The organism is Microbacterium sp. As-52, assembly GCF_049949185.1.
GTDB classification, from domain to species: Bacteria; Actinomycetota; Actinomycetes; order Actinomycetales; family Microbacteriaceae; genus Microbacterium; species Microbacterium maritypicum_A.
On sequence record NZ_CP188171.1, the window covers coordinates 838890 to 861917 of the forward strand.

Below are 23028 nucleotides of genomic sequence, written 5' to 3' on the forward strand. Positions count from 1 at the left end.
CCGTCGTAGCGTCAGGTCAGGTCAGAGCGACAGGCGCTCTTGGACCACCTCTGCGAGGCGTCCGGCGTACGCATGCACGGATTCGGCATCGGCTGCCTCCACCATCACGCGCACCAACGGCTCGGTGCCGGACTTGCGCAGCAGCACCCGTCCGGAGTCGCCCAGCTCGGACTCGATGTCACGGACGGCTTGCTGCACGACCTCGTCATCGGACACGCGATCCTTGTCCACGTCGCGCACGTTGATGAGAACCTGCGGGTAGACCGTCATCACCGAGGCGAGCTCAGCGATCGACTTCTTCTGCCGCGCCATCTCGGCCACCAGGTGGAGGCCGGTGAGGATTCCGTCGCCTGTCGTGGCGTACTCGCTCATGATGACGTGACCGGACTGCTCACCGCCGAGGGCGTACCCGCCCTCGTTCATGTCCTCGAGCACGTAACGGTCTCCGACGGCCGTCTGGCGCACGGTGATCCCGTGCTCGCGCATGGCGACATGCAGACCGAGATTGCTCATCACCGTGGCGACCAGCGTGTCGTCCGTGAGGTGGCCGCGCTCCTTCATGGACACTGCGAGGATGGCCATGATCTGGTCGCCGTCGATGTGATTGCCCTCGGCGTCCACGGCGAGGCAGCGGTCGGCGTCGCCGTCGTGAGCGATGCCGATGTCGGCCCCGAGACGCACGACGGCCTCGGCCAGGTTGTCCAGGTGAGTCGAGCCGACACCGTCGTTGATGTTCCAGCCGTCAGGGTCGGCACCGATCACGGTGACCTCTGCTCCCGCATCGCGGAATGTCTCCGGAGAGACACCCGAGGCCGCGCCATGGGCGCAGTCGAGCACCACGTGGATGCCGTCCAGCCGGTTCGGGAGCGATCCGAGAAGATGCACCACGTAGCGGTCCTCCGCGTCGGAGAACCGGTCGATGCGACCGACGCCGGCACCCGTCGGGCGCAGCTTGTCGCCGGTCAGCGCTTCTTCGATGCGCAACTCGACCACGTCAGGGAGCTTGCGTCCTCCGCGGGCGAAGATCTTGATGCCGTTGTCGGGCGCAGCGTTGTGCGACGCCGAGATCATCACGCCGAAATCGGCATCGCGATCGGCGACGAGGAAAGCGAGAGCGGGCGTCGGGATGACTCCCGCCTCGAGCACGTCGACTCCGGAAGAGGCGAGACCCGCGGCGACGGCCGCGGCGATGAAATGTCCGGAGACCCGGGGGTCCCGGGCGACCACTGCGGTGAGTCGCTTGCCTTCGGCTTTGCGAGCCTCCGCAGTACGGCCCTGGCCCAGGACGACAGCAGTCGCCTGGGCCAGGGTGAGCGCCAGGTCGGCGGTGAGGGTGCCATTGGCGAGTCCTCGCACACCGTCCGTGCCAAAGATCGGCATCGGAGCAGTTGACCTTAACGCTTCGAGTACTGAGGCGCCTTACGGGCCTTCTTGAGTCCAGCCTTCTTGCGCTCCTTGACACGGGCGTCGCGCGAGAGGAAGCCGGCCTTCTTCAGGGTCGGACGGTTGTTCTCCTCGTCGATGCCGTTCAGCGAACGGGCGATTCCGAGGCGAAGCGCACCGGCCTGACCCGAGGGGCCTCCGCCGGAGATGCGTGCGATGACGTCGTACGCACCAGCGAGGTTCAGCACGGTGAACGGGTCGTTGATCAGCTGCTGGTGCAGCTTGTTCGGGAAGTAGTCCTCGATCGTGCGGCCGTTGACCGTGATCGTGCCCGAGCCGGGGACGATGCGCACGCGGGCGATGGCCTGCTTGCGACGGCCGACAGCGGCGCCCGGGACGCTGAGGACGGGGCGGGGAGCCGCCTCGACCACGTCGGTCTCGGGAGTCGACGTCGAGAAGTTCTGGGGGGTTTCGGTGGTGTCCTGGATGTCAGCCACGAGTATGTCCTTAAGTCTTTACGGCGCTTACTGGGCGACCTGGTCGAGGGTGTACGGCGTCGGCTGCTGTGCGGCGTGCGGGTGCTCGGCACCGACATACACCTTGAGCTTGGACAGCTGCTGGCGGCCGATGCTGTTCTTGGGGAGCATGCCACGGATGGCCTTCTCGACAGCGCGGACCGGGTTCTTCTCGAGGAGCTCGGCGTAGGTGACCGACTTCAGGCCGCCCGGGTAACCGGAGTGGCGGTAGGCCATCTTCTTCTGGAGCTTCTGACCCGTGAGCGCGACCTTCTCCGCGTTCACGATGATGACGAAGTCACCCGAGTCGATGTGGTTGGCGAAGGTCGGCTTGTGCTTGCCACGCAGGAGCGTTGCGGCGTGCGAGGCCAGACGGCCGAGAACGACGTCAGTGGCGTCGATGACGACCCAATCGCGCTGGACTTCGCCAGCCTTGGGGGTGTAAGTGCGCGTCACGATAGTGCTGCTTTCTTGTGTCGAACGGAGAAGTTCGTGAATCCCACTCCGGGGTGGTTCTTCCCGACAGGGAGGAACACGCCAGTGGAGGGCTCACGTTCGGACGATGCCCCTTCTCCGCGGACGGGGAAAGGCACCAAAGAGAAATCATACGCCACGCCGTGCGTATGCCCAAACCCTGGCCTCAGTCGGGCTTGACCGTGACGAGGATGGGACGGTGATCGCTCGCGCCCTGCGGGAGAGTCGTGATGCGTTCGATCTCGAACCCGGTCGACGTGGCGAAGTCGTAGTGCCCCCGGAACACGCGGTAGCGCGTATACGTGTGGTCGTCGCTGAGCGACAGCGCATACCCGTGCTCTCGAACGGCCTGACCGAGGTTCTCCTTGAAGATCGGATAGTTGTAGTCCCCGACCATCAACTGCGGCAGTCCCTCGCCGAGCGCAGCGAGCTCGGTGAGGGCGGCGCGGATCTGGTGACGTCGCAACGAGTTCAACGCGGTCAGCGGCGCGGCATGGAAGGAGGCGACGATGAAGTCCTGGCCATCGTCGATGTCGCGCAATCGTGCGCCGAGGACGCGCTCGTGCGCCGGCTTCGCGATGCGGTCGTGCAACGACTTCTTGAGGCCGAGCATGCGGATCGCCTGCAGATGGAATGTGCTCGCTCGATAGAAGAGCGCGAGCCCGAGACGATTGCCCTGCGTGGCGTCAGCCAGCACGAGGTCGCCGATCTGCGCGGGCAGCTCCGGAACATCGCACTCCTGCAGGCAGAGGACGTCGGGATCGTGCGCACGCACGAGCGCGGCGAGTTCGCCGGCTGCCCGGTGCTTCTGGAGGTTGTACGAGATGACCTTCATGATCGTTCCCACGCTACTCCCGACCGCTGTGCGTGGGCTCCGCGCAGCCGCCCGACGGCGTGTCCTGGACGCGATCGGTACCGGCGCCCGTGCCGATGAGGGCGCCGGTACCGACACGCATCGAGCCCTGTGCGGGGATGGGGAGTTGTCCCCATCGACGGTGTTCGTGGGTGCGCCGTAGGGTGGGTGTTGTTCGGGCCGGAGGGGTCCGGTTCTCTCGATTGGCGGAGGTGTGGACGATGGCCGATTTCGGTGCGTCTTATGCGGAGATGGAGCAGGTGGCGTCGTCGCTGTCGCAGGCTCGTGATGACATTCAGGGTCAGTTGGACACGTTGAAGGGTCAGGTGGACACTCTTCTGGGTGAGGACTTCAAGACGCAGCACGCGTCGGGGAAGTTCGGTGAGGGGTACACGGAGTTGACGACGGGTCTGAAGACCGCGGTCGATGGCATCAACGACATGTCCGAGTCGCTGTTGGGCATGATGCGGGCGATCCAGGACCTGGACCAGCAGCTCGCCGGCAGCTGACACACGGCACGGTTTCACGAAGAGGGTCGACCACGACGGTCGGCCCTCTTCGTCGTATGCGCCGCTCTCACACCGAGTGTCCGCGCGGGAGGTCGAGTGCTGCTGGGCGCGCCGACGCCTTCAGTCGCTGCCACGCGTGTCATCGCGTCGCGCGCGGGTCTGCTCCGCCCGCGCCGAGAGCAGCGCGTCGGCCGGATACCCGACCTCGGTGAGGATCAGGCCTCGCGCGGCCAGCACCTTGAACTCGCTCGTCCTCGTCAGCGCGTCACGCAGCACCACCAGGTCGTCCACATCGAGACGCCGCTCCCCCACCGCCACGCAGGCGCCGACCAGTGCGCGCACCATGCTGTGGCAGAACGCGTCGGCCTTGACCTCCGCCACGAGCACGCCATCGGCATCGCGCTCCCAGCGGTAGTCGAGCAGGGTGCGGATCGTCGTCGCCCCTTCCCTGGGCTTGCAGTACGCCGCGAAGTCGTGCAGCCCGATGAGCGTACGCGCGGCGGCATCCATCGCCTGATCGTCGAGCCGCCCGCGAACCGTGGTCGTGTCGTGGCGGCGCAGCGGATCGAAACCGGCCTGCGCGTCGGCGAGACGGTATCGGTAGCGACGCCACACCGCAGAGAATCGGGCGTCGAACCCCTCCGGGGCGATCGACGTCCGCGTGACCGTGACGTCGGAGTAGGCGCCGAGCACGCCCCTCATGCGACCGGCGATGGTCTCCGCGGGCTCCAGCGGCGCGCGTCCCTGCCGGGCCTCGATGCGCGCCCACTGTCTCTCATCCAGGTCGACGTGCGCGACCTGGCCGCTTGCGTGCACACCGGCGTCGGTGCGCCCCGCGACCACGAACTGCACGTCGGATCCGACGATCCGGGCGAGCGCGGCCTCCAGCGTGCCCTGCACGGTGCGGAGAGTCGGCTGCTTCGCCCACCCGCGGAAGTGGGTGCCGTCATAGGCGATGTCGAGCCGGATGCGCACGGAGCAAGCCTAGGACACGCACTTCTCCTCCACCGGTCGCCCCTCAGCGTTCGACGAGGATCCCGTCCTCATCGCTGTAGAGGTGGGCTCCGGGCCGGAACACCACTCCGGCGATCACGAGCGTCACGTCGCGCTCACCCATGCCGAGCTTGGCGCTCTTGCGCGGATTGGTGCCCAGAGCCTTCACCCCGAGGTCGAGCGCATCGATGGCGACGCGGTCCCGGATCGCCCCGTTGATGACCACGCCCGCCCACCCATTCGCAACGGCCGATGCCGCGATCAGATCGCCCATGAGCGCCGTCTCGAGCGATCCGGCGCCATCGACGACGAGCACGGCCCCCTCGCCGGGGCTCGCGAGGACGGACTTCACGATCGCATTGTCCTCGAAGCAGCGGACGGTACGGATCGGCCCGTCGAATGCCGTTCTGCGCCCGAACGAGCGCAGCTGCAGCGAAAGGGATTGGATCCCCTCTCCGAGCTGGTCGTAGAGGTCGGCCGTCGCGACCGGCATCCTCAGATGCCTCCGTCGATCGAACGGATCGTCACCGCAGGCTCGTCCGGCACCATCACCTCGGTCTCGCGGTTCAGGCTCTCGCCGCGGAAGAACCGCTTCGACCGCGGGAACAGGTACCAGACGAACATCAGCACCAGGCCGAAGGCCAGCGATCCGACACCGATGACGAAAGTGCCGCCGATGCCGAACAGCACCGTGTAGCCGTAGTCGACGTCCCACATGTCGATAGCCGACTGGAGGAACGCCCACGTGAGCATGAGTCCGCCCAGCAACGGGAACAGGCCCTTGAAGAAGAACTCGCGGGCGGACGACGTCAGGTCCTTGCGGAAGTACCACACGCAGGCGAAGCCGGTGATGGCGTAGTAGAACGCGATCGCGAGACCGAGCGAGAGGATCGAGTCCTGAAGGATATTGTCGCTGATCAGCGTCATCCCGACGTAGTAGACGGAGGCGACCACTCCCATGACGATGGTCGAGAACGACGGGGTCTTGTAGGTCGGGTGCACGTCCTTGAACTTCGCGGGCAGGGCACGGTAGACCCCCATCGCGAGTGTGCCGCGGGCTGTCGGCAGGATCGTGGTCTGGGTGGACGAGATCGCCGAGATGATCACCGAGACCACCAGCACCCATCCGAACGGGCCGAGCAGCCCGTCCTTGATCGCCAGGAAGAAGTCGTCGGCGTTCGCCTCGTTGCCCAGGCCCGTGCCGTCCTCGCCGAGACCCGCGTACATCATGGCCGCGATGGTCACGGCGACGTAGGTGAACAGCAGGATCACGGTCGTCAGCAGCGCGGCACGACCCGGGATGCGCTTCGGGTCCTTGGTCTCCTCGTTGAGAGCGAGGCAGGTGTCCCATCCCCAGTAGATGAACAGCGCGAGCAGGATGGCCTCGGTGAAGCCCGACCAGTCGGTGAACGCGAACGGGTTCATCCACTCCCAGTCGAAGGGGGTCGGGTTCGGGGCGGTGCCGGCGAAGAACTGCCAGAGCGCCGCGACGACGAAGATCGCGAGCGCCAGGTACTGGATCCCGAGCAGGATGTTCTGGATGCGCTCGCCGATCTCGACCCCGCGCCAGCTGACCCACGTCATCGCCGCGATGAAGAGCACGGCGACGACCACGACACGCCAGTCGTTGTTCTCGAGGTCCTGTCCGATCAGCGACCAGAAGTAGACCGAGGCGATCTGGGCGAGGTTGGCGAGCACGACCATGCCGGCGACCGCGACACCCCAACCGCCCATCCATCCCACCCAGGGGCCGAACGCCTTGGTCCCCCAGGTGAAGGTCGTGCCGCAGTCGGGCACCGCGTTGTTCAGCTCGCGATAGGCGAAGGCGATCAGGAGCATCGGGACGAAGGCGATGATGAAGGCGATCGGAGCCTGCGCGCCGACGGCGAGCACCACGAAGCCGAGCGTCGCGACCAGCGAGTAGACCGGGGCCGTCGAGGCGAGACCGATGACGGTCGACCCCCAGAGTCCCAGTGTTCCCGCAGCCAGACCCTTGCCGTCGGGTCGTTCCAGATGAATCGGCGTCGTTGCTGCCATGTCAGAACAGTAGAGCCACCACGGTTATCGCGTCAATGGGTTTCTTCGACCGTCTGAATCCGAAGCACAAGATGCGCCTTGACGACGGATTCCGTCGATTCAGGTCCTTTCGAGCATGGCGTCAGCATGATCGGCCACCCACTCCATCAGAGGCAGCATCCGCTCCATCAGATCGCGACCGAGCGGCGTCAGGCTGTACTCCACGTGCGGGGGCACGGTCGGGAGCGATTCCCGGTGGACCAACCCGTCGTCCGCGAGCGTGCGCAGAGTGGACGCGAGCATCTTCTCACTGATCCCGCCGACCTCCCGACGCAGCGCACCCCAACGGTGGGTGCCGTCGGACAGGCAGGAGAGCACGAGAACTCCCCACTTGCTCATGATGTGATCGAGGACGACCCGCGTGCCGCAGTTCTGATCGAAGACGAATGGAGTCGATTCCTTTATCTGCGCGAAACTAACCGTCATGTGGGTACCTTACTTCAAAGTGGGTACCGTCGGATTGGAATGCCGGACGCCCACCCCGGGGTTGTCGAGGGTGTCACCTAAGAAAGGACCCTCATGACCATCCTCGTCACCGGCGCCACCGGCAACCTCGGCCGCCTCATCATCGCCAGCCTGCTCGAGCGCGGAGCCGACCCGCAGTCGATCGTCGCCGGAGCCCGCGACACGGCCAAGGCCGCTGATCTCGGCGTGCGCGTCGTCCCCCTCGACTACACCGACCCCGCATCCGTCGCCGCTGCCGTCGAGGGTGTCGACACCATCGTGCTGGTATCCGGATCCGAGGTCGGCCAGCGCGTCGCACAGCACCAGGCGGTCATCGAGGCCGCCAAGGCCGCCGGCGTCTCCAAGTTCGTCTACACGAGCGCCCCGAAGGCGACCACGAGCGACCTGATCCTGGCGCCGGAGCACAAGGCGACCGAAGAGCTCATCGCGGCCGCGGGACTGCCCGCGGTGATCCTCCGCAACAACTGGTACACCGAGAACTACGCCGCCGACCTCGCGCGCGCCGCCGAGACGGGCGTGCTCGCCGCCGGCGCCGGCGACGGACGTGTCGCCTCGGCGAGCCGCAAGGACTTCGCCGAAGCCGCGGCCGCAGTGGCGCTCGAGGACGGGCACATCGGCGAGGTCTACGAGCTGGGCGGCGACGTCGCCTGGAACTACTCCGACCTCGCCGCGGCGTTCGCCGAGGTGACGGGACGAGAGGTCTCGTACGTCCCGCTCGGCTTCGACGACCAGATCGCCGCGCTCCGCGGCGCCGGCCTCGACGAGGGTACGGCCGGATTCGTCGCTGCGCTCGACGCCGGAATCAAGAACGGCGCCCTCGGCGACACCGATGGCACGCTCGCACGTCTGATCGGCCGCCCGACAACCCCGCTCGTCGAGGGGCTGCGCGCCGCCTCCGCCTGATCCCGCGGGGAGACCGCGTGCCGTCGTCCCCCCGGACGGCGGCACGCGGTGGCTTTCATCGCTGGGTCAGGTCGCCGCGTGCGCTTGCACCGGAACCTGCACGTGAGCGACGGTGAGGGTGATGCTCTCACGGCGGACGCCGCGCTCCGCGAGCACCGCATCGACGGCCGCCTGCACGGCGTGGAGGATCTCCGCCGAACGCGCTGCGGAGTCGACACCGAGGGTCGCCTCGATGACCACACCGTCACCGTTCCCGGCGACGGAGACGATCGGCTCCTCGTTCGTGCGCACGCCGATCGCCTCGGCCCCCGCACGCAGCAGGTTCGAGATCAACGACCCGGACCGATAGACGCTGCGGACGCCCGGCGTCGACCGGACGACCGCCTCGATCGCTGCGGCGAGCTCGCCGCGCTCCTGTGCATCCATCAGCTCTCCCCCGCCCACGACGACACCTCCCGGATGTCTCTGATCGCGATGTCGATCGCGACGACGTTCAACTCGGTGTGTGCACGCAGACCACGATCCACCTCGGCTCGCAGCTCGGCGGCGACCTTCGGGATGGACTGTCCGTGCAGCGCGCTCGCATCGATCTCGACACGGATCGGGGTCCCGGGTCGGGTCACGTCCCCGTCGAGTCGGCACCGTCCGATGAGAAGGCCGGGCACGGCGTTCTCCGCCGACCGGATGAGTCCTCGCACCGCACCCTCGGTGATCGCGAGATCCACCTGCGGATCCGGAGACTCGAATGGGATGCGCCTTCCGGCGCGCGCATCCATGGCGATGCCACTGAGGATGCGATCGACCCAGTTCTCGTCGACCGGAGGTTCGGCAGCGGCTTCCGCAGCGATGAGCTCGGCACCGAGCCCCTGCAGCCGTGTCAGTGCGTCGAGTGCGAGCTGGCAACCGGGAGACTCGTCGATCGAGCGATCTGCGGGCTGTCGCCCCGCATCGAGATAGTCGGTGAGCTCGTCGAGCGTGTGCCCGTCGAGATCGGTCGGTTCCAGGCCGAGCCGGCGGACGTCGGGACTCTCTCTGTCGTCGGTCATCGCCACTCCTCCATCCGTACGATCATGTATTTCCGTGCTCGGGCGAGCAGTCCGCGGGCCGTCGAGACGGGGATGTCGAGCTCCTCGGAGATCTCCTCATAGGAGTACCCGCCGATCTCCCGCAGAACCCAGCACTCGCGCTGCGCATCCGGCAGCTCGCGCAGGGCGGCACCGAGCGCCGCGACGCCCGCGCGCGCTTCGACGACCGCGGTCGGCGACGCGTGCAGCGGGGCGGGACGGTCGATCGAGTCGATGTCCACGGCCGGTCGGGTCGCACGGATGCGATCGACGGCCTTCCGACTGACGATCCGCATCAGCCAGCTCTTCACCTTGGTCGGGTCGTCGAGCTCGCCGAACCGCTGCCAGGCGGTGACGAAGGATTCCTGGACGATGTCGTCGACATCGGCCGATGCGTTCAGCATCCGCTGCGTGTACGCCCGCATCATGGGCGTGTACCTGCGCACGAGAACCGCGAACGCCGCGACGTCGCCATCCATCGCGCGGCCGGCGACGATGCCGTCGTCCGCATGTTCGAGCGCTGTGCGAAAGCGTTCGTCTTCCATCTACCCCACCCCTCGACCCGATCCCCTGAGAGGTTCGGAACAGTCGCCCCACCGGATCGGATCATTTCTCACCCACCTGGGAAGGATCGGGGAGAGGCCGCGCGGCCTCTCCCCGCCTCGTCACTTCTTGAAGGCATCCTTCACGTTCTCGGCGGCGTCGCGGACGTCGCCCTTCGCCTGCTCGGCTTTGCCCTCGGCGACGAGCTTGTCGTTGTCGGTGAGCTTGCCGACGGTCTCCTTCGCCTTGCCGGAGACCTTCTCCGCAGCGGCCTTGATCTTGTCTTCAGCACTCATGGCTTCTCCTTCTCCCATATCGGCCCCGGAGTTCGGGACCGCGTCTTCGACGAGGCGCCCTATGCGGTCGGCGCGTCGTCCGTGTCGTTGTCATCGTCGGAGGGCACGTGCACGTCGTCGATGGTGACGTTGACCTCGACGGCCTGCACGCCCACCAGCTCGACGATGTCCCGGTGGATGGCTGCGCGCACGTCGTCGGCGACCTTCTGCAGCGACACCGGATACTCCGCGACGATCGTCACATCGACCGTGATCTGTGCTTCGCCGACCGCGACGCTGATCCCCTGCGAGAGGTCGGTCGTGTTGAGCGCATCCCGAATCGCGCCCACCATGCGCGCGGCGCCCCCGCCGAGCGTGTGGACCCCACTGACGTCACGCGCAGCGATGCCGGCGATCTTCGCGATCACCGCATCCTCGATCGTGGTCGTCCCCACTGCAGCCCCCTGCACCGGAGTGACGACCTGGATCTCGGGCTGAATGCCACCCGTCGTGTTCGTCATCGTGAGCTCCTTCATCCGTGTGCCGCCCGCAGTGCGGTGCGCAGGTCGCGGTCGGCGACGCCATCACTAAGACGTATGCCGGAGGGCAGATGTCACAGATCGGTCGAAAAGATTCTCGTGAAGGCTCAACGCACCACTCTCAGTGCACTCCAAGGTTGAGAGTGCAATATTGCACTCCATGAGCGAGAGTGCAGATTCACTGCGGGAGCAACGCAAGCGGGACACCTCCCGCGCCCTCACCGATGCCGCGCGGCGACTGACGACGGAGAGGGGCTTCGCCGGTTTCACGATCGAGGAGCTGTGCGCCGAGGTCGGGGTCTCCCGTCGCACGTTCTTCAACTACTTCGAGAGCAAGGAGAACGCGGTCTTCGGGTTCGCGACGATCGATTCCCGCCAGGAGGCGCTCGAGGAGGAGTTCGCCGCCCGCCGCGGCGACCTCATCGACGACTTCATCCAGCTGACGATCAGCCGCTTCGAGCTCTTCAATCCCGTGGAAGACGCCCCGGCGATGTTCGCCGTGATCGAGCAGGAGCCGCGTCTGCTCAAGGCCGCATTCGAGCAGATCGCGAAGAACGAACGACGCGATGTCGGCCTGATCCTGCGCCGCACTGTCGACGCCGAAGGCTCCGATCAGACCGACGACACGGCCGACGCGGAGTTGCGCGCCGAGGTGGTCGTGCACACCGTCGGCGCGCTCGTGCGCATGAGCATGGACCAGCTCCTGCATCACCAGTCCATCGAGTCGTTCGCCGACCTCATCACCCGACGCCTCGACCTCGCCCGATCGCTGTACGCGCCGTCACAGAAAGCCCACTGAATGTCCGTCACCGCCACGAAGGATGCGCCCTTCCTGCTCACGAAGCGCCGCATCTGGATCATCTTCAGCGCCCTCATCGCGGGCATGCTGCTCTCCAGCCTCGACCAGACCATCGTCTCCACCGCCATGCCGACGATCGTCGGGCAGCTCGGCGGCGTCGACCACCAGGTGTGGATCACCACCGCCTACCTGCTCGCGACCACCATCGTGATGCCCATCTACGGCAAGTTCGGCGACGTCCTGGGTCGGCGCAACCTCTTCCTGGTCGCGATCGCGCTGTTCACCCTCGCCTCGGTCGGCTGCGCGTTCGCCACCGACTTCTGGATGTTCGTCGTGTTCCGCGCACTGCAGGGTCTCGGCGGTGGTGGTCTGATGATCCTGTCGCAGGCGATCATCGCCGACATCGTCCCCGCCAATGAGCGTGGCAAGTACATGGGACCGCTCGGTGCCGTCTTCGGCCTCTCGGCTGTCGCCGGTCCACTGCTCGGTGGCTACTTCGTCGACCACCTCACCTGGCAGTGGGCGTTCTACATCAACATCCCGGTCGGCATCGCCGCCTTCATCATCGCCCTGGTCGCGCTCAAGCTGCCGAGCAAGAAGGCCGAGAAGCCGATCGACATCTTCGGGGTGATCTTCCTCTCCATCGCCACGACGTGCCTCATCTTCTTCACCGACTTCGGCGGAGACAAGGAGTTCGGTTGGGATTCGCTCGCCACCTGGGCCTGGGGCGCCGGACTCGTCGTCGCAGCGACCGCCTTCGTGATCACGGAGTCGCGAGTGCAGGACCCGATCATCCCGCTGAGCCTGTTCCGCAACCCGATCTTCGTGAACGCCACCGCGATCGGACTCGTCCTCGGAATCGGCATGTTCGCGGCGATCGGATTCGTGCCGACCTTCCTGCAGATGTCCTCCGGCACCTCTGCCGCGGAATCCGGTCTGCTGATGATCCCGATGATGGTCGGCCTGATGGGGACCTCGATCTTCTCGGGCATCGCGATCTCGAAGACCGGCCGATACAAGATCTATCCGATCCTGGGCACGATCATCACCGGCATCGCCATGGTCTCGATGACCACGCTGTCGGCGTCGACCCCGATCTGGCTGATCTGCGTGTTCCTGTTCGTGTTCGGCGCCGGTCTCGGCCTCATCATGCAGGTCGTCGTGCTGGTCGTGCAGAACGCGGTCCCGGCCGGCGAGATCGGCACCGCGACCAGCACGAACAACTACTTCCGCGAGGTGGGCGCCTCCCTCGGCACGGCGGTGTTCGGCACGATCTTCACCACGCGGCTCACCGAGAACCTGCTCGGCGTCTTCGCGGGAGCCGGCGCCTCACCCGAGGCGGCCTCCGAGGCCGCGTCGACGATCGATCCGTCCACGCTCAGCTCCCTGCCCGACGAGGTCCGAGAGGGCATCGTCACCGCCTATGCGGACGCCCTGGCGCCGGTGTTCTGGTATCTCGTCCCATTCATCGTGCTCGCGCTCCTGCTCTCGCTGTTCCTCAAGCAGATCCCGCTGTCGGATCAGGCCGGACTGGTCGCACGCGGCGAGGCCATCAGCGGTGACGAGGCGGAGCGGCTGGAGGCCGAGCAGCGCGGGGGCGGACGGTCGGATGCGGCCGTCGCCGACGCCACGACCGATGCCGGGCCGACGGACCCCGGCTCCAGGCCCGTCGCGCGCTGAGCGAGCCGCCCTTGCCCGCCTGGGGCAGGGGCGGCTCTCTGTCAAGGGGCTCCCCTTTCGCGTCCCGATCGAGCAGTGTTCATCGTGGGGGCAGCGAGGAGAATGATGGAGCACGATCCAGACCGGAGATTCACGCTGGTCGAGGTCAGCGCGAGCGACTGGGCGATCCACGATCTGCAGTACCCGGAGAACGACCACCGCAGAGTCGTCTGCACGATCTTCGAGGACGCCCCCACCGAGGTCGAGGTGCTGTGGCGCCGCGACCTCCCGCTCGCCCTGCGTTACTCCTCCGCCGAAGACGTCCTCGAGGCCGTGCGGCGGTTCCAGGACACCTCCCGAGCGACGCGCCCCATCCCGATCCCGCACCTTCCCCCGGCCCGCGGCGCGCACGGCAGAAGGTCTGCACCACGCTGACACGCCGTGATAATCAGGTGGACGCGATATGTCGGTCTGCGCCAGACTGACGACCAGTAGGCCGTCCCCCACCTCGCCTGGAGTCCCCGTGTCGTCACCCGCACCCGCCGCATCCTTCTGGAAGACCTTCTGGGAGAAGGGCGGCTGGTGGCGAGCCCTCTTGCTCACCGCCGTCTACTTCGCCCTGTTCCAGCTGTTGTCACTGGTCTTCACCCCTCTCGCCGAGCAGGTCCAGGACCCGGCGGGCACAGCCGGTGTCGCAGTGTTCTACCTGCTGCCCGAGATCATCGGAGCGGTGATCCTGGCGCTCTTCACCCTGTCGGTCGGATGGTGGCGCGAGCTCTTCGCGCGGCAGCCGATCCGCGGCCGTGGCTGGATGTGGATCGCGATCGTCGTCGTCCTGCTCTTCAACATCCTCCGGTTCGCCACGATCGACTATGGAGCTGTCGGCGTCGACGTCGTCCTCACGTGGCTGCTCACCGGACTCCTGATCGGGCTGACGGAGGAGGTCCTCACCCGCGGCCTGGTCGTGACCCTGATGCGCAAGGCCGGCTACCGCGAGATCGTCGTCGCGGTGATCTCGGCCACGCTGTTCTCCCTCCTCCACGCGGGCAACCTGCTCTCGGGACAGCCTCTGCTGACCACCGCGATCCAGGTCCTGTACACCTTCGCCTTCGGCATCCTGATGTATCTGGCCCTTCGCGTCACCGGCACGCTGATCGCACCGATCCTGCTGCACGCGAGCACGGACCCGAGCATCTTCCTGCAGTCCGCGTATCCCGCGGACGGTGCACTCACGGCCTTCGCCGCCTTCGGAAACATCGCGGTGATCATCACCGGGTTCGTGCTGATCTTCTTCATCCGCGGTCGCGTCGGCGACGCCCAGCCGTCCCTCTCCGAGACGCGCCCCGCATGACGGCGCCGTCGCTCCGCGTGCAGCCGCGGGTATGGATCGGCCTGGTCATCTGGGTCGGCTACATCGTCGTGGTGTTCGCGATCCAGAAGTCCACGGGGATCCCCTACGACACATGGGGCGACAGCGCCGGCAACCTCTTCTTCGGCGCCGGGCTCTCCCTCATCGTCGCGACGATTCTCCTCGCGATCACCACGAGCCTGCTCGGCTGGTGGGGCCCGGCGATCCACGAGGCGCACCGCAGCCGTCACACCTGGCCGATCTTCGTACCGATCCTGGTCGCCGTGGCCGCCGTGCTGAATCTCGCCGGTACCGATTGGAGCGCGTACAGCAGTGCGTTCCTCGGCGCTTCGCTCGTGCTCCTCCTGGTCGGCTTCACGGAAGAGATCGTGCACCGCGGACTGCTGCTCACGGCTCTGCGATCCCGGTTCGCCGAGGTCTGGGTGTGGCTCCTCTCCTCGGCCCTCTTCGCGGTGATGCACTTCGTCAACGTGCTCCTCGGCGCACCGTTCGCCGGCACCGTCAGCCAGGTGGGCACCGCCTTCCTCATGGGGACGGCGCTCTACATCCTGCGCCGGGTGACCGGATCGCTCATCTGGGCGATGGTGCTGCACGGCGTGTGGGACTTCTCGGTCTTCGCCGCGGGGGTGGGCACGCCGAGCGGGGTCTCCGTGATCGCCAACCTCCTCTACCTGCTGGTGGGGATCGTCGGTGTCGCGATCGTCTGGGTCGTGATCCGCGGAGTGGACGAGCGCACCCCCGCGCTCGGGTCGGCCTCACTGCAATAGGTCTGCCTCCGGCCAGTCGGTCACGACGACCTTCCCGATGGTGCGCGACGATTCGACGATCTCGTGCGCCCGACGCATGGTCTCGGCGTTCAGCGGGGTGAGGTGGGTCGTGACCGTGGTGCGGAGGGTGCCGTCGTCGACGAGTGCGGCGACGCTCTCCAACAGGTCATGCTGGTAGTGATCGGCGGGGTCGGTGACCGGCCGGGTGAACATGAGCTCCCAGTGCCAGGTGACGCTCTTCGTCTTGAGCGCGTCGATGCTGCCCCCTGTCTCGTCGATGGAGACCACCTGTCCTCGTGGACGGATGACGTCGGCGATCGCGCGGACGTTGCCGGGCGTGAACGACGTGAACACGTAGTCGACACCGGTCGGAGCGAGCGCCGACACCTCGCTGGTGAAGTCACGGCCGACGACGTGATCCGCGCCCATCTTCCGCACCCACTCCGCCGTCTCAGGCCGAGAGGCCACCGCGACGACCTCGAGACGGGTGAGCGCCTTCGCGAGCTGGATGATCAACGATCCGACGCCCCCTGCGGCACCGATCACCAGGAGCACGCCCTCGCTCTCGCGGGTGAGGGCGAGGCGGTCGAACAGGCTCTCCCAGGCGGTGATGACGGTGAGGGGCAGAGCGGCCGTCTCGGCCACCGAGAGCGTGTGCGGCGCATGCCCCACGATGTTCTCGTTCACGAGGTGGTATCGGGCGTCGGTGCCGGGGCGGTCGATCTGCCCGGCGTAGTAGACGCGATCCCCCACCGCGAAACGCGTGACCTCGTCACCGACGGCGACCACGACTCCCGCCGCGTCATATCCGAGGATCCGCGGCGCACCCGACGTGGGAGCGCCGGCGCGCACCTTCACGTCGACGGGATTGACCGACACGCCCTGCACCTCGACGAGGAGATCTCGACCGACGGGGTTCGGCACGGGAAGCGAGATGTCGCTGAGGGACGTGGGATCGGTCACGGGACGCCGACCGCGGGCGCCGATCGCGGGCATGCGCTCGGGGAGAGGATGCGACGAGGAGGCGGAGTTCGGAGTGTTCATGGTTGTCATGCGCGTCACGCTATCCGAAGCACTCTAGTTACCCACAAGCGCTCCTGGTATCCAAAAGATACTGGCCTGCATCGTGGAGATGGGCGACCTCGGCGGAGCGTTCCCGCCGCAAGGAGCGCCGAATCGCGATACCCAGCAGCGAGGCTGTTACATTCAACGGCATGCGCGCGGCGAACTCCTCGGTCGGAACAGCGGACCAGGAACGGTCGGATCGGCGCGGACTCGCGGTCAGCCTGTGGATCCTCATCCCTCTGATCTTCCTCGTGACGTACTTTGCGCAGATCCTCGAGTCGTTCAGCGCTGTCGGCTGCGAAGGCGACTGCGATCTGGATCTCGCCTTCGGCGCCCGCGCCGCTTATCCGTGGGCGATCGGGGCCTCGGTCCTCGCGGCGGTGGTCGTCGCCGTGGTGTCCCGACACACGAGGAAGCCCGCGTACTGGGGCCCGTTGCTCGGCGTCGTCCTCGTCCTGCTGTCGGCGATCGTGACCAGCATCCTGTTCCAGGTCGGCCTGGCCCCGATGCACGAGCGGAACGACCGGATCGCGAGCGGCGAGATTCCGGTCGAGACGCCACCGCCGCTCCCCGACCCCGTCGGAGACTGGGAGGCGAGCGTCGGCGGCACCCCGTACCTGCGGTTCTCCGCCGACGGCACGGTTGACGGTAACGACGGATGCAACGACCTGAGCGGCCGATGGACGCAGGAGTCCTCCGGCAGGATCGACCTGGAAGCGCTCGTCCCCCAGACGACGAACGTGTGCGACGGCGTCGACACCTGGCTGAGCGTCGGTCGCTCGGCCGACATCGTCGACAGGTACATGTACGTCAACGGCGATATGGACTCACCCATCGGAGGCCTGCAACCGGCGCGCTGAGGCTCGGATCGCACCCCGGGAACCAGAAAAACCCCGGCGAACCGGGGTTTCGTTCTGTAGCAGGAGCGGGGCTTGAACCCGCGACCTCACGATTATGAGTCGTGCGCTCTAACCAGCTGAGCTACCCTGCCGCGAGGCATCCGTCCGCGTGAGAAGAATGCTTGCGAGCCCCGAGTCAGGATTGAACTGACGACCCCTTCCTTACCATGGAAGTGCTCTGCCACTGAGCTATCGGGGCGTGCTGCCCCTCGCGGGGCAACCGTACGAGAATACCATCACTGTGGCGTCCTCATGAAATCGAGCCGGTCAGTACGACGTTCGACCCGCGTTCTCCTTGAGCCACGGCATCGGGTCGATGGTCGATCCGTTGACGATGAGCTCGAAGTGCAGGTGGGCGCCGTAGGAACGGCCCGTGTTTCCGGTCTTGCCGACGACAGTGCCGACCGTCACCGTGTCGCCGGCCTTGACGTTCAGAGACCCGTACTGCATGTGCGAGTAGTGGCTCGTGATGACCTGGCCATCGATGACGTGGTCGATGTAGACCGTGACACCGAAGGCACCGCCCTGTTCGGTCGCGATGCGGACCGTGCCGTCGGCGATGGCCTGGATCGGCGCGCCGTTGCCCGGCACGAAGTCGATGCCCTCATGGAGGCGGCCGCTGCGCATGCCGTAGCCGTAGCTCATGCCCACGCCGACGAGGAACGGCCACTGGATCGCGGCGTCGGGGTCGTTCGTGAAGATCTCGCCCGAATAGTTGATGCCCTGCTCCGCGGCGACTTCGGCGAGCGAGACCGTGCTGAAGTCATCGGCGCGGGTGAGCGCCTCGCTCTCGACACCGGATGGCGCGACGAACGCCTGGATCTCACCCTCGGCCGTGTCCTTCGCTTCTTCGGCGGAGGACGACACCAGCGACATCGATGCCGCCGAAGCACCCTGCACGCCGGCGACCGCCTCGGCGGGGAGCGTCATGGACACCGCGAGGAGACCGGCGAGGCTCATCACCCCGACAGTCGCGCTGAGAGTCACAGCCTTGCGGATGTTGCGGGGACGACGGGCGGCCACATGCACGGAGGCGACGGGCTCGTCGTCGGAGGCGCGCGCCGACTGCGCCCGCGCACGGTCGGCTGCGGAGACGGTGGGAACGGGACCGGTCGCACGGAACGCGCGGGACGCACGCTCGAACGCGTCGGCGTCGTCGCCGGGCACATCGGGAACATCGGCGATGATCGGCTCCGGGTTCGGAGCGATGAAGGGCTCGACCAGCGGCTCGGCGGCGACATCGTCGGCCGTGGGGCGCTGGCGGGCGGCACGCCGGGAAAGCGGGGCGACAGCAGCCAGGGCGACGGCTGTGGCGTCGACCGCGGCAGTGGGGGCGGCGGCAGTGGGCGCGGCGGCGGATTCGGCGGCAGAGATGGGTGCCGTCGGTCCCGCCGCGGGGGCCTCAGAGGCCGCAGTGCGGAGTCGGCTGGACCGGCGCGTGGGCGCAGAGGCAGCCTGGGAAGTCTCGAAGGGCAAAGCGTTTCTCTCGGTCGTGCGTCAAGCTCGGGGGGCGCAAACTTTGACTTTCACCTTCGGGTGGCGAAAGTAACGATCGCATAAACCATATCTTGATCAGTCTGGGAATGCCATGAATCGTTCAATGTTTCTGGTCGAGGATGGCGCGCAGTCGCGAGTGCACTTCCACCCCGCCCGCGAGCAGCATCGGACGTGGGGAGTCGATGTCGATGCGCGACACCACACCACCCGCTTCTTCGACGAGGAGGGCACCGGCGGCGAAGTCCCACGGACGAAGCCCCCGCTCGAAGTATCCGTCCAGTCGCCCCGCCGCGACGAAGGCGAGGTCGAGTGCTGCGGCTCCCATGCGTCTCAGATCCCGGGCCATCGGCATCACCCGCCCCACGGTGGCGATGTCACCCTCGTGCGTGGTCGGGTCGTAGCCGAACCCCGTGGCGAGCAGCGCTCCGGCCGGGGTCTCTCCGGTCACCTCGAGACGGTCGCCGTTCGACCATGCGCCCTGGCCGCGGGCGGCCGTGAACATCTCGCCGAGCGCGGGGGCGTTGACCGCACCGGCGAGTGCTTCCCAGGTCTCCGGATCGGGATCGCCGCGGACGGCGGCGATGCTCACGTTGTACGCCGGGATGCCGTATGCATAGTTGACGGTGCCGTCGATCGGATCGACGACCCACGTGATCCCGCTGCTGCCGGCCTCGGCACCGGTCTCCTCCCCCAGGAAACCGTCGTCGGCCCTCGCGGCCCGAAGGCGTTCGCGGATGAGCGCCTCGACCTCACGATCGGCTTCGGTGACGATATCGGCCAGCGACGACTTGGTGGCCGCCAGACGCACCCCCTCCTGTCGACGCGTGCGCGCGAGCCGTCCGGCTTCTTCCGCGATCTCGCTCGCGAGCTCGAGGAGCTCGAGTTCGAGTGTCACTGGGCAGGCCGCTGCGGGGCGGGGGGAGGCGGCGGGAAGGCCGGCAAGGTCTCCTGCGGAGGAGCCGTCGGCTGCGCGGCCGGCGCCGGTGGCACCGGATGCTCTCCCGGAGCCACCTGCGGCGAGGCGACCGGTTGCGTGAACTGCGGAGCAGCGGGCTGTGGCGATGTGGGCTGTGGCGATGTGGGCTGTGGCGATGTGGGCTGTGGCGATGTGGGCTGTGGCGATGTGGGCTGTGGCGCGACCGGGAAACTCGAGACCGGCGCTGCGGCGAGCGCCTGCTGCGGCGGCACGACGGTCGGGTAACCCGTGTAGTAGGCGTTCCAATCGGGCGATGCGTCGGGAAGCGCTGGGAGCGGGGTGAGGCCGTCTGCGTAGGTGGGCCAGGACGGCGGCGATGCCACAGCGCGATCGGCGGGCGTCTTCTTCTTGGGAGCGAAGAGCGCGTTCAGCAGCGGGATCAGCGTCGTGCCGACGGCCACCAGGATCGTCAGCGCGACCACGATGCGCCAGTAGAGCTCGCCGTAGTGGAACGTGTTCGGGAAAGCCAGGAAGAACACGAGCATACCGACGAGGCCAGCGAGGAACGTGATCGTGACGATGTAGATGACCCGGGTGAATGTTGTGACGTATCGCTGCGCCGCGGGAGTGAACAGGCGCACGTGCAGCAGGGCGAGCTGAAGGATGCCGATCACGAGGAGCAGCTGGAAGAAGCGCTCGGCACCGAAGTAGAAGCCGTCTTCCGGCAGCCAGATCTTCACGGCTCCGACGAGGAGCGCGACGATCCAGCTCACCATGCTCGCCAACTGGAGCCAGTCGGGACGGTTCGGCGCGAGACCGGCTTCGAGGATCGCGATGCCGGCGAACGCTGCGAGCAGCAGAATCGTGAGGAACGCCCGGCCGATCAGACCATCTTGATCGCCGATGAGCACCCAGATGACGCACACGAGCGCCGCGGCGATCAGGGCCCCGATGGCGATCCACAGGGAACCCCTGATGAGCAGCGACATGTTCTTCTTCTCACCCTGCGTCTGATGCGTGGTGATGTCCGGCTGGGACATGGCGATCCTCTCGTCGTGCGGCGATGCCTTCATCCTGCCACGCGCGCCCGCAGATGCCACGGGCGCCGCCCTCGTCGCCAAAGACCTTTCTCGATCTCTGCCTCTGTGGAGGAGAGGTCAGCCGGCCTTCTTCGCCGATGCTGCGGCGAAGGCTGCGACTCTGGCCTGCGCATCCGGCGTCTCCAGGGCTGCTCCGATCGAACGCGCCTCTTCACTCAGCTGCTCGACGAACGTGCGCTCCGGCTGCGATCGCACCAGCCGCTTCGCCTGGCCGTAGGCGTCTGCAGCGCCCGCCAACCAGAATCGCGCGATCACCTCGCCGCGAGCACGCACCAGTTCCGCCTCGGAGACGGCGTCCGCACCTTCGACGGCCTCGGCGACGAGACCCCACTCCACAGCCTCCACCGACGACAGCAGTCGATCCTGCAGCACGAGCTGCAGGGCACGGCGCTGACCGACGGCACGGGCGAGCTGAGCGGAGACTGACAGATCCGGAGTCAGACCGATGTTCGCGTAGAGGCTGCCGAGCTTCGATCGCGAGCCGACCACGGCATAGTCGCTGCACAGCAGAATCCCCAGACCACCGCCGGCCGTGGTGCCGTGGGCAGCGGCGACGACAGGCACCGCCGATTCCGTCAACGAGCGGATGCCGGTGTTGATGACCTCGGCGAGAGCGGTGATCTCCGCGCCGGAAGCCCCCATCGTCGTCGCCATGTCGATCACATCGCCCCCGGCGCAGAAAGCGGGGCCGACGGCATCGATCAGGATCGCCTTCACATCGGATCTCGACGTCGCCTCGGCCGTCGCGTCCTTCCAGGCGTGTGCGAGGTCGGCGTTGAAGGCGTTGAGGCGAGCGGGGCGGTTCAGCGTCAGCCGTGCCAATCCCTCTTCGACGGCGAACAGGATGGCATCACTCATGGCTTCTCCTTCGAGCGCAGGACGTGTGGGACCAGCGTAACCGCGATCAGACCCGCTCCCAGACCTGCGAGACGAAGCTCTCCATTCGGCGACGCGTGCCGTCGAGGCGGAAGTCGACCTGCCCCGGAGTCCTGACCTCGTTCGGTGCGAGCGGGTGGGCGAGACGCACGTTCTCGTGGCAGGAGAGGTCGGCGCACATGTAGGTGCCGAACGAGTCGCCGCGCTTCCCCGCCTCCCCCGCCCGACGTGCGGAAAGGAGCGCGACCTGATTGCCGGGCTGCATCGTGTGACAGATGTTGCACATGCCCGAACGCGCACGTCCGGGATCCGTCGCGCGCAGCACGATGCCGACGATCTCCTCGTCGTGCGGGATCAGCACATAGCCACGGCGACTCGCGCCGGGATCCTGCCAGGCGAAGAAGTCGAGATAGTCCCAGTCGACGAGGAGGAAGTCGTGCGGCATCTCCATGAGGCGCAGTTCGTCGGCATCCGCATTGACGAACGAGGCCCGGACTTCGGCTTCGGTGAGCGGTCGCATCAGTCCAGTCTATGAACCGTTCGCACTCGCGGGGCCACGTCACATCCGCCGCATCGTGACCATCGAGAAGACCGTCTCGAACAGCTGAGCCGCGAACACCGATGCCCAGACGGACGCCGCGAGAAGAAAGACGACCTGGATGGCGATCATCACGATCAGCGGCGCCGACCCCCGTCCTCCCCGTCGACGGACCACGACATGACGACCGATCACGTAGACGAGAGAGGACAAGAAGGTCCACGCCCAGGGGAAAGGTCGGGAGAACCCTCGGCCGGCGAGCTCGCGGGCATCGAGGGCGGCGAACCAGACGGAGAGCCCGTAGATCGTCCAGCCCGACAGCGTCAGGACCAGGTACCACGGCGTGAGGAAGGCGTTGATCTCCGCGGCGATGAATCTCTCCACGTCGAGGGACGACGAGCCGTCCAGCGGGACGACGGCGAGCATGTCGAACATCCCCTGCTGCATCTGCACCAGGTATCCGATGGCGGCGATCGCGCTGAGCACCGGGAGGAGCACGATCAGCCACACCCATATGGTGTTTGCGCTCGTTCCCTCCGGGACCGACGGGAAGTCTCCCGACGTCACGGGGGTCGGCGCCTCGCCATCCCATCGGGATCCGTCCCACCATCGCGTCGCTCCCTGGTCATCGGTGTACCACCCGGCGGGGGCGCTCATGGTCGCGCTCCGAGGTCGACGCGGGCGCGGATCGTCTGGAGCAAGTGACCACCATATTCATGGTGGCGACATCCGGGAGGCGGGGATGAGAGAAGGCCCCCGCGGTGATCGCGTGGGCCCTCGGATTTCCGCAGTCTTCCGCGGAGGTGATGGTGGCGAGTGAGGGATTCGAACCCCCGAATGCAGAGCAGTCTGATTTACAGTCAGATCCCTTTGGCCGCTTGGGTAACTCGCCAGAGCGCACCCGTCCGACTTCGACAGCCAACCGGGGGCACGAGAGACAAGCATACCTGT

General features: G+C 67.0%; 28 protein-coding genes and 3 tRNA genes. 8 read left to right on the forward strand and 23 right to left on the reverse strand.

Annotated elements, in window-relative coordinates:
- Nucleotides 1-21 precede the first annotated feature (21 nt).
- The 4 genes from glmM to ACLFA2_RS04070 form a co-directional block, all read right to left on the reverse strand.
- The gene (gene glmM, locus ACLFA2_RS04055; RefSeq protein WP_021198971.1) at nucleotides 22-1380 is read right to left on the reverse strand and encodes a phosphoglucosamine mutase; all 1359 of its coding nucleotides are present in this window, start codon (nucleotides 1378-1380) and stop codon (nucleotides 22-24) included.
- A 14-nt stretch (nucleotides 1381-1394) separates the two neighbouring features.
- Entirely contained in the window at nucleotides 1395-1880 is a 486-nt protein-coding gene (rpsI, locus tag ACLFA2_RS04060; protein ID WP_017828210.1) for a 30S ribosomal protein S9, read from the reverse strand.
- A 27-nt stretch (nucleotides 1881-1907) separates the two neighbouring features.
- A complete protein-coding gene (gene rplM / locus ACLFA2_RS04065) occupies nucleotides 1908-2354 on the reverse strand; it encodes a 50S ribosomal protein L13 (RefSeq protein WP_017828209.1) in 447 nt (148 codons plus the stop codon).
- A gap of 184 nt (nucleotides 2355-2538) precedes the next feature.
- Nucleotides 2539-3207, reverse strand: coding sequence for an endonuclease/exonuclease/phosphatase family protein (locus tag ACLFA2_RS04070; RefSeq protein WP_021198972.1), 669 nt, complete (start codon nucleotides 3205-3207; stop codon nucleotides 2539-2541).
- Between the two features lie 239 nt (nucleotides 3208-3446).
- Here ACLFA2_RS04070 and ACLFA2_RS04075 point away from each other — a divergent pair, with 239 nt between their 5' ends.
- The gene (locus ACLFA2_RS04075) at nucleotides 3447-3734 is read left to right on the forward strand and encodes a WXG100 family type VII secretion target (RefSeq protein WP_028501988.1); all 288 of its coding nucleotides are present in this window, start codon (nucleotides 3447-3449) and stop codon (nucleotides 3732-3734) included.
- A gap of 120 nt (nucleotides 3735-3854) precedes the next feature.
- Here ACLFA2_RS04075 and truA read toward each other — a convergent pair whose 3' ends face one another.
- The 4 genes from truA to ACLFA2_RS04095 form a co-directional block, all read right to left on the reverse strand.
- Nucleotides 3855-4709, reverse strand: coding sequence for a tRNA pseudouridine(38-40) synthase TruA (gene truA / locus ACLFA2_RS04080; RefSeq protein ID WP_021199046.1), 855 nt, complete (start codon nucleotides 4707-4709; stop codon nucleotides 3855-3857).
- Nucleotides 4710-4752: 43 nt separating this feature from the next.
- The gene (gene rraA, locus ACLFA2_RS04085) at nucleotides 4753-5220 is read right to left on the reverse strand and encodes a ribonuclease E activity regulator RraA (protein WP_426622080.1); all 468 of its coding nucleotides are present in this window, start codon (nucleotides 5218-5220) and stop codon (nucleotides 4753-4755) included.
- A gap of 2 nt (nucleotides 5221-5222) precedes the next feature.
- On the reverse strand, nucleotides 5223-6764 hold the full coding sequence (locus tag ACLFA2_RS04090) for an APC family permease (RefSeq protein WP_021199044.1): 1542 nt from the start codon (nucleotides 6762-6764) through the stop codon (nucleotides 5223-5225).
- A gap of 99 nt (nucleotides 6765-6863) precedes the next feature.
- Complete coding sequence (locus tag ACLFA2_RS04095; protein WP_021199043.1) at nucleotides 6864-7229, reverse strand: winged helix-turn-helix transcriptional regulator; 366 nt, start codon at nucleotides 7227-7229, stop codon at nucleotides 6864-6866.
- A 93-nt stretch (nucleotides 7230-7322) separates the two neighbouring features.
- On the opposite strand from ACLFA2_RS04095, the gene ACLFA2_RS04100 reads away from it, so the two are divergent.
- Nucleotides 7323-8171: an SDR family oxidoreductase gene (locus ACLFA2_RS04100; protein ID WP_426622081.1), complete on the forward strand. Its 849-nt coding sequence runs from the start codon at nucleotides 7323-7325 to the stop codon at nucleotides 8169-8171.
- Nucleotides 8172-8237: 66 nt separating this feature from the next.
- On the opposite strand, the gene ACLFA2_RS04105 is transcribed toward ACLFA2_RS04100, so the two are convergent.
- The 5 genes from ACLFA2_RS04105 to ACLFA2_RS04125 form a co-directional block, all read right to left on the reverse strand.
- A complete protein-coding gene (locus ACLFA2_RS04105; RefSeq protein WP_029259830.1) occupies nucleotides 8238-8597 on the reverse strand; it encodes a hypothetical protein in 360 nt (119 codons plus the stop codon).
- On the reverse strand, nucleotides 8597-9217 hold the full coding sequence (locus tag ACLFA2_RS04110; RefSeq protein ID WP_021199040.1) for an Asp23/Gls24 family envelope stress response protein: 621 nt from the start codon (nucleotides 9215-9217) through the stop codon (nucleotides 8597-8599). Before ACLFA2_RS04110 ends, ACLFA2_RS04105 begins: the two co-directional genes overlap by 1 nt.
- Entirely contained in the window at nucleotides 9214-9780 is a 567-nt protein-coding gene (locus tag ACLFA2_RS04115; RefSeq protein ID WP_021199039.1) for an RNA polymerase sigma factor, read from the reverse strand. The genes ACLFA2_RS04110 and ACLFA2_RS04115 overlap by 4 nt, the downstream gene beginning before the upstream one ends.
- A 120-nt stretch (nucleotides 9781-9900) precedes the next feature.
- Nucleotides 9901-10074: a CsbD family protein gene (locus ACLFA2_RS04120; protein ID WP_029259828.1), complete on the reverse strand. Its 174-nt coding sequence runs from the start codon at nucleotides 10072-10074 to the stop codon at nucleotides 9901-9903.
- Nucleotides 10075-10133: 59 nt separating this feature from the next.
- Nucleotides 10134-10574 carry an Asp23/Gls24 family envelope stress response protein gene (locus ACLFA2_RS04125; protein WP_021199037.1) on the reverse strand — a complete coding sequence of 147 codons (441 nt, stop codon included), beginning with the start codon at nucleotides 10572-10574 and terminating at the stop codon, nucleotides 10134-10136.
- A gap of 178 nt (nucleotides 10575-10752) precedes the next feature.
- Between ACLFA2_RS04125 and ACLFA2_RS04130 the strand changes: the two genes are divergently transcribed.
- The 5 genes from ACLFA2_RS04130 (at nucleotide 10753) to ACLFA2_RS04150 (ending at nucleotide 15186) form a co-directional block, all read left to right on the forward strand.
- Nucleotides 10753-11391: a TetR/AcrR family transcriptional regulator gene (locus ACLFA2_RS04130; protein WP_021199036.1), complete on the forward strand. Its 639-nt coding sequence runs from the start codon at nucleotides 10753-10755 to the stop codon at nucleotides 11389-11391.
- On the forward strand, nucleotides 11392-13071 hold the full coding sequence (locus tag ACLFA2_RS04135) for an MDR family MFS transporter (RefSeq protein ID WP_021199035.1): 1680 nt from the start codon (nucleotides 11392-11394) through the stop codon (nucleotides 13069-13071). It begins immediately after the preceding gene.
- A gap of 105 nt (nucleotides 13072-13176) precedes the next feature.
- Entirely contained in the window at nucleotides 13177-13485 is a 309-nt protein-coding gene (locus ACLFA2_RS04140) for a hypothetical protein (RefSeq protein ID WP_021199034.1), read from the forward strand.
- Between the two features lie 88 nt (nucleotides 13486-13573).
- Nucleotides 13574-14401 (forward strand): CPBP family intramembrane glutamic endopeptidase, encoded by an 828-nt coding sequence (locus ACLFA2_RS04145; protein WP_347124991.1) that lies wholly within the window; start codon nucleotides 13574-13576, stop codon nucleotides 14399-14401.
- Nucleotides 14398-15186, forward strand: a complete 789-nt coding sequence (locus tag ACLFA2_RS04150) for a CPBP family intramembrane glutamic endopeptidase (RefSeq protein WP_426622082.1) — start codon at nucleotides 14398-14400, stop codon at nucleotides 15184-15186. The genes ACLFA2_RS04145 and ACLFA2_RS04150 overlap by 4 nt, the downstream gene beginning before the upstream one ends.
- Here ACLFA2_RS04150 and ACLFA2_RS04155 read toward each other — a convergent pair.
- The gene (locus ACLFA2_RS04155; protein WP_426622083.1) at nucleotides 15175-16239 is read right to left on the reverse strand and encodes a zinc-binding alcohol dehydrogenase family protein; all 1065 of its coding nucleotides are present in this window, start codon (nucleotides 16237-16239) and stop codon (nucleotides 15175-15177) included. The genes ACLFA2_RS04150 and ACLFA2_RS04155 overlap by 12 nt on opposite strands.
- Before the next feature lie 161 nt (nucleotides 16240-16400).
- On the opposite strand from ACLFA2_RS04155, the gene ACLFA2_RS04160 reads away from it, so the two are divergent.
- Nucleotides 16401-17111 (forward strand): META domain-containing protein, encoded by a 711-nt coding sequence (locus ACLFA2_RS04160; RefSeq protein ID WP_426622084.1) that lies wholly within the window; start codon nucleotides 16401-16403, stop codon nucleotides 17109-17111.
- Between the two features lie 57 nt (nucleotides 17112-17168).
- On the opposite strand, the gene ACLFA2_RS04165 is transcribed toward ACLFA2_RS04160, so the two are convergent.
- From ACLFA2_RS04165 to ACLFA2_RS04205, 9 genes are all read right to left on the reverse strand, one after another.
- Nucleotides 17169-17242, reverse strand: a tRNA-Met gene (locus ACLFA2_RS04165).
- 35 nt (nucleotides 17243-17277) lie between these two features.
- Nucleotides 17278-17349 (reverse strand) — tRNA-Thr (locus ACLFA2_RS04170).
- 68 nt (nucleotides 17350-17417) lie between these two features.
- On the reverse strand, nucleotides 17418-18626 hold the full coding sequence (locus ACLFA2_RS04175) for a M23 family metallopeptidase (RefSeq protein WP_021199018.1): 1209 nt from the start codon (nucleotides 18624-18626) through the stop codon (nucleotides 17418-17420).
- Nucleotides 18627-18747: 121 nt separating this feature from the next.
- The gene (locus ACLFA2_RS04180; protein WP_029259810.1) at nucleotides 18748-19542 is read right to left on the reverse strand and encodes an inositol monophosphatase family protein; all 795 of its coding nucleotides are present in this window, start codon (nucleotides 19540-19542) and stop codon (nucleotides 18748-18750) included.
- Nucleotides 19539-20603: a hypothetical protein gene (locus ACLFA2_RS04185; protein WP_426622085.1), complete on the reverse strand. Its 1065-nt coding sequence runs from the start codon at nucleotides 20601-20603 to the stop codon at nucleotides 19539-19541. The genes ACLFA2_RS04180 and ACLFA2_RS04185 overlap by 4 nt, the downstream gene beginning before the upstream one ends.
- Nucleotides 20604-20720: 117 nt before the next feature.
- Nucleotides 20721-21521, reverse strand: a complete 801-nt coding sequence (locus tag ACLFA2_RS04190) for an enoyl-CoA hydratase/isomerase family protein (protein ID WP_426622086.1) — start codon at nucleotides 21519-21521, stop codon at nucleotides 20721-20723.
- Between the two features lie 46 nt (nucleotides 21522-21567).
- Entirely contained in the window at nucleotides 21568-22059 is a 492-nt protein-coding gene (locus ACLFA2_RS04195; protein ID WP_021199015.1) for an FBP domain-containing protein, read from the reverse strand.
- Nucleotides 22060-22098: 39 nt separating this feature from the next.
- Nucleotides 22099-22734: a hypothetical protein gene (locus ACLFA2_RS04200; protein WP_426622087.1), complete on the reverse strand. Its 636-nt coding sequence runs from the start codon at nucleotides 22732-22734 to the stop codon at nucleotides 22099-22101.
- A gap of 150 nt (nucleotides 22735-22884) precedes the next feature.
- A tRNA-Tyr gene (locus tag ACLFA2_RS04205) sits at nucleotides 22885-22969 on the reverse strand.
- Nucleotides 22970-23028: the final 59 nt, after the last annotated feature.

Bases quoted from the DNA above. Each gene is read 5' to 3' on its own strand.
- ACLFA2_RS04140 (WP_021199034.1), top strand. From the start codon at position 13,177: ATGGAGCACGATCCAGACCGGAGATTCACGCTGGTCGAGGTCAGCGCG.
- ACLFA2_RS04090 (WP_021199044.1), bottom strand. From the start codon at position 6,764: ATGGCAGCAACGACGCCGATTCATCTGGAACGACCCGACGGCAAGGGT.
- ACLFA2_RS04075 (WP_028501988.1), top strand. From the start codon at position 3,447: ATGGCCGATTTCGGTGCGTCTTATGCGGAGATGGAGCAGGTGGCGTCG.
- glmM (WP_021198971.1), bottom strand. From the start codon at position 1,380: ATGCCGATCTTTGGCACGGACGGTGTGCGAGGACTCGCCAATGGCACC.
- ACLFA2_RS04095 (WP_021199043.1), bottom strand. From the start codon at position 7,229: ATGACGGTTAGTTTCGCGCAGATAAAGGAATCGACTCCATTCGTCTTC.
- ACLFA2_RS04185 (WP_426622085.1), bottom strand. From the start codon at position 20,603: ATGTCCCAGCCGGACATCACCACGCATCAGACGCAGGGTGAGAAGAAG.
- ACLFA2_RS04070 (WP_021198972.1), bottom strand. From the start codon at position 3,207: ATGAAGGTCATCTCGTACAACCTCCAGAAGCACCGGGCAGCCGGCGAA.
- ACLFA2_RS04195 (WP_021199015.1), bottom strand. From the start codon at position 22,059: ATGCGACCGCTCACCGAAGCCGAAGTCCGGGCCTCGTTCGTCAATGCG.
- ACLFA2_RS04105 (WP_029259830.1), bottom strand. From the start codon at position 8,597: ATGGATGCACAGGAGCGCGGCGAGCTCGCCGCAGCGATCGAGGCGGTC.
- ACLFA2_RS04120 (WP_029259828.1), bottom strand. From the start codon at position 10,074: ATGAGTGCTGAAGACAAGATCAAGGCCGCTGCGGAGAAGGTCTCCGGC.
- ACLFA2_RS04200 (WP_426622087.1), bottom strand. From the start codon at position 22,734: ATGAGCGCCCCCGCCGGGTGGTACACCGATGACCAGGGAGCGACGCGA.
- ACLFA2_RS04190 (WP_426622086.1), bottom strand. From the start codon at position 21,521: ATGAGTGATGCCATCCTGTTCGCCGTCGAAGAGGGATTGGCACGGCTG.
- ACLFA2_RS04160 (WP_426622084.1), top strand. From the start codon at position 16,401: ATGCGCGCGGCGAACTCCTCGGTCGGAACAGCGGACCAGGAACGGTCG.
- ACLFA2_RS04100 (WP_426622081.1), top strand. From the start codon at position 7,323: ATGACCATCCTCGTCACCGGCGCCACCGGCAACCTCGGCCGCCTCATC.
- rraA (WP_426622080.1), bottom strand. From the start codon at position 5,220: ATGCCGGTCGCGACGGCCGACCTCTACGACCAGCTCGGAGAGGGGATC.
- ACLFA2_RS04150 (WP_426622082.1), top strand. From the start codon at position 14,398: ATGACGGCGCCGTCGCTCCGCGTGCAGCCGCGGGTATGGATCGGCCTG.
- ACLFA2_RS04155 (WP_426622083.1), bottom strand. From the start codon at position 16,239: ATGACAACCATGAACACTCCGAACTCCGCCTCCTCGTCGCATCCTCTC.
- ACLFA2_RS04125 (WP_021199037.1), bottom strand. From the start codon at position 10,574: ATGACGAACACGACGGGTGGCATTCAGCCCGAGATCCAGGTCGTCACT.
- ACLFA2_RS04115 (WP_021199039.1), bottom strand. From the start codon at position 9,780: ATGGAAGACGAACGCTTTCGCACAGCGCTCGAACATGCGGACGACGGC.
- ACLFA2_RS04135 (WP_021199035.1), top strand. From the start codon at position 11,392: ATGTCCGTCACCGCCACGAAGGATGCGCCCTTCCTGCTCACGAAGCGC.
- ACLFA2_RS04130 (WP_021199036.1), top strand. From the start codon at position 10,753: ATGAGCGAGAGTGCAGATTCACTGCGGGAGCAACGCAAGCGGGACACC.
- ACLFA2_RS04110 (WP_021199040.1), bottom strand. From the start codon at position 9,217: ATGACCGACGACAGAGAGAGTCCCGACGTCCGCCGGCTCGGCCTGGAA.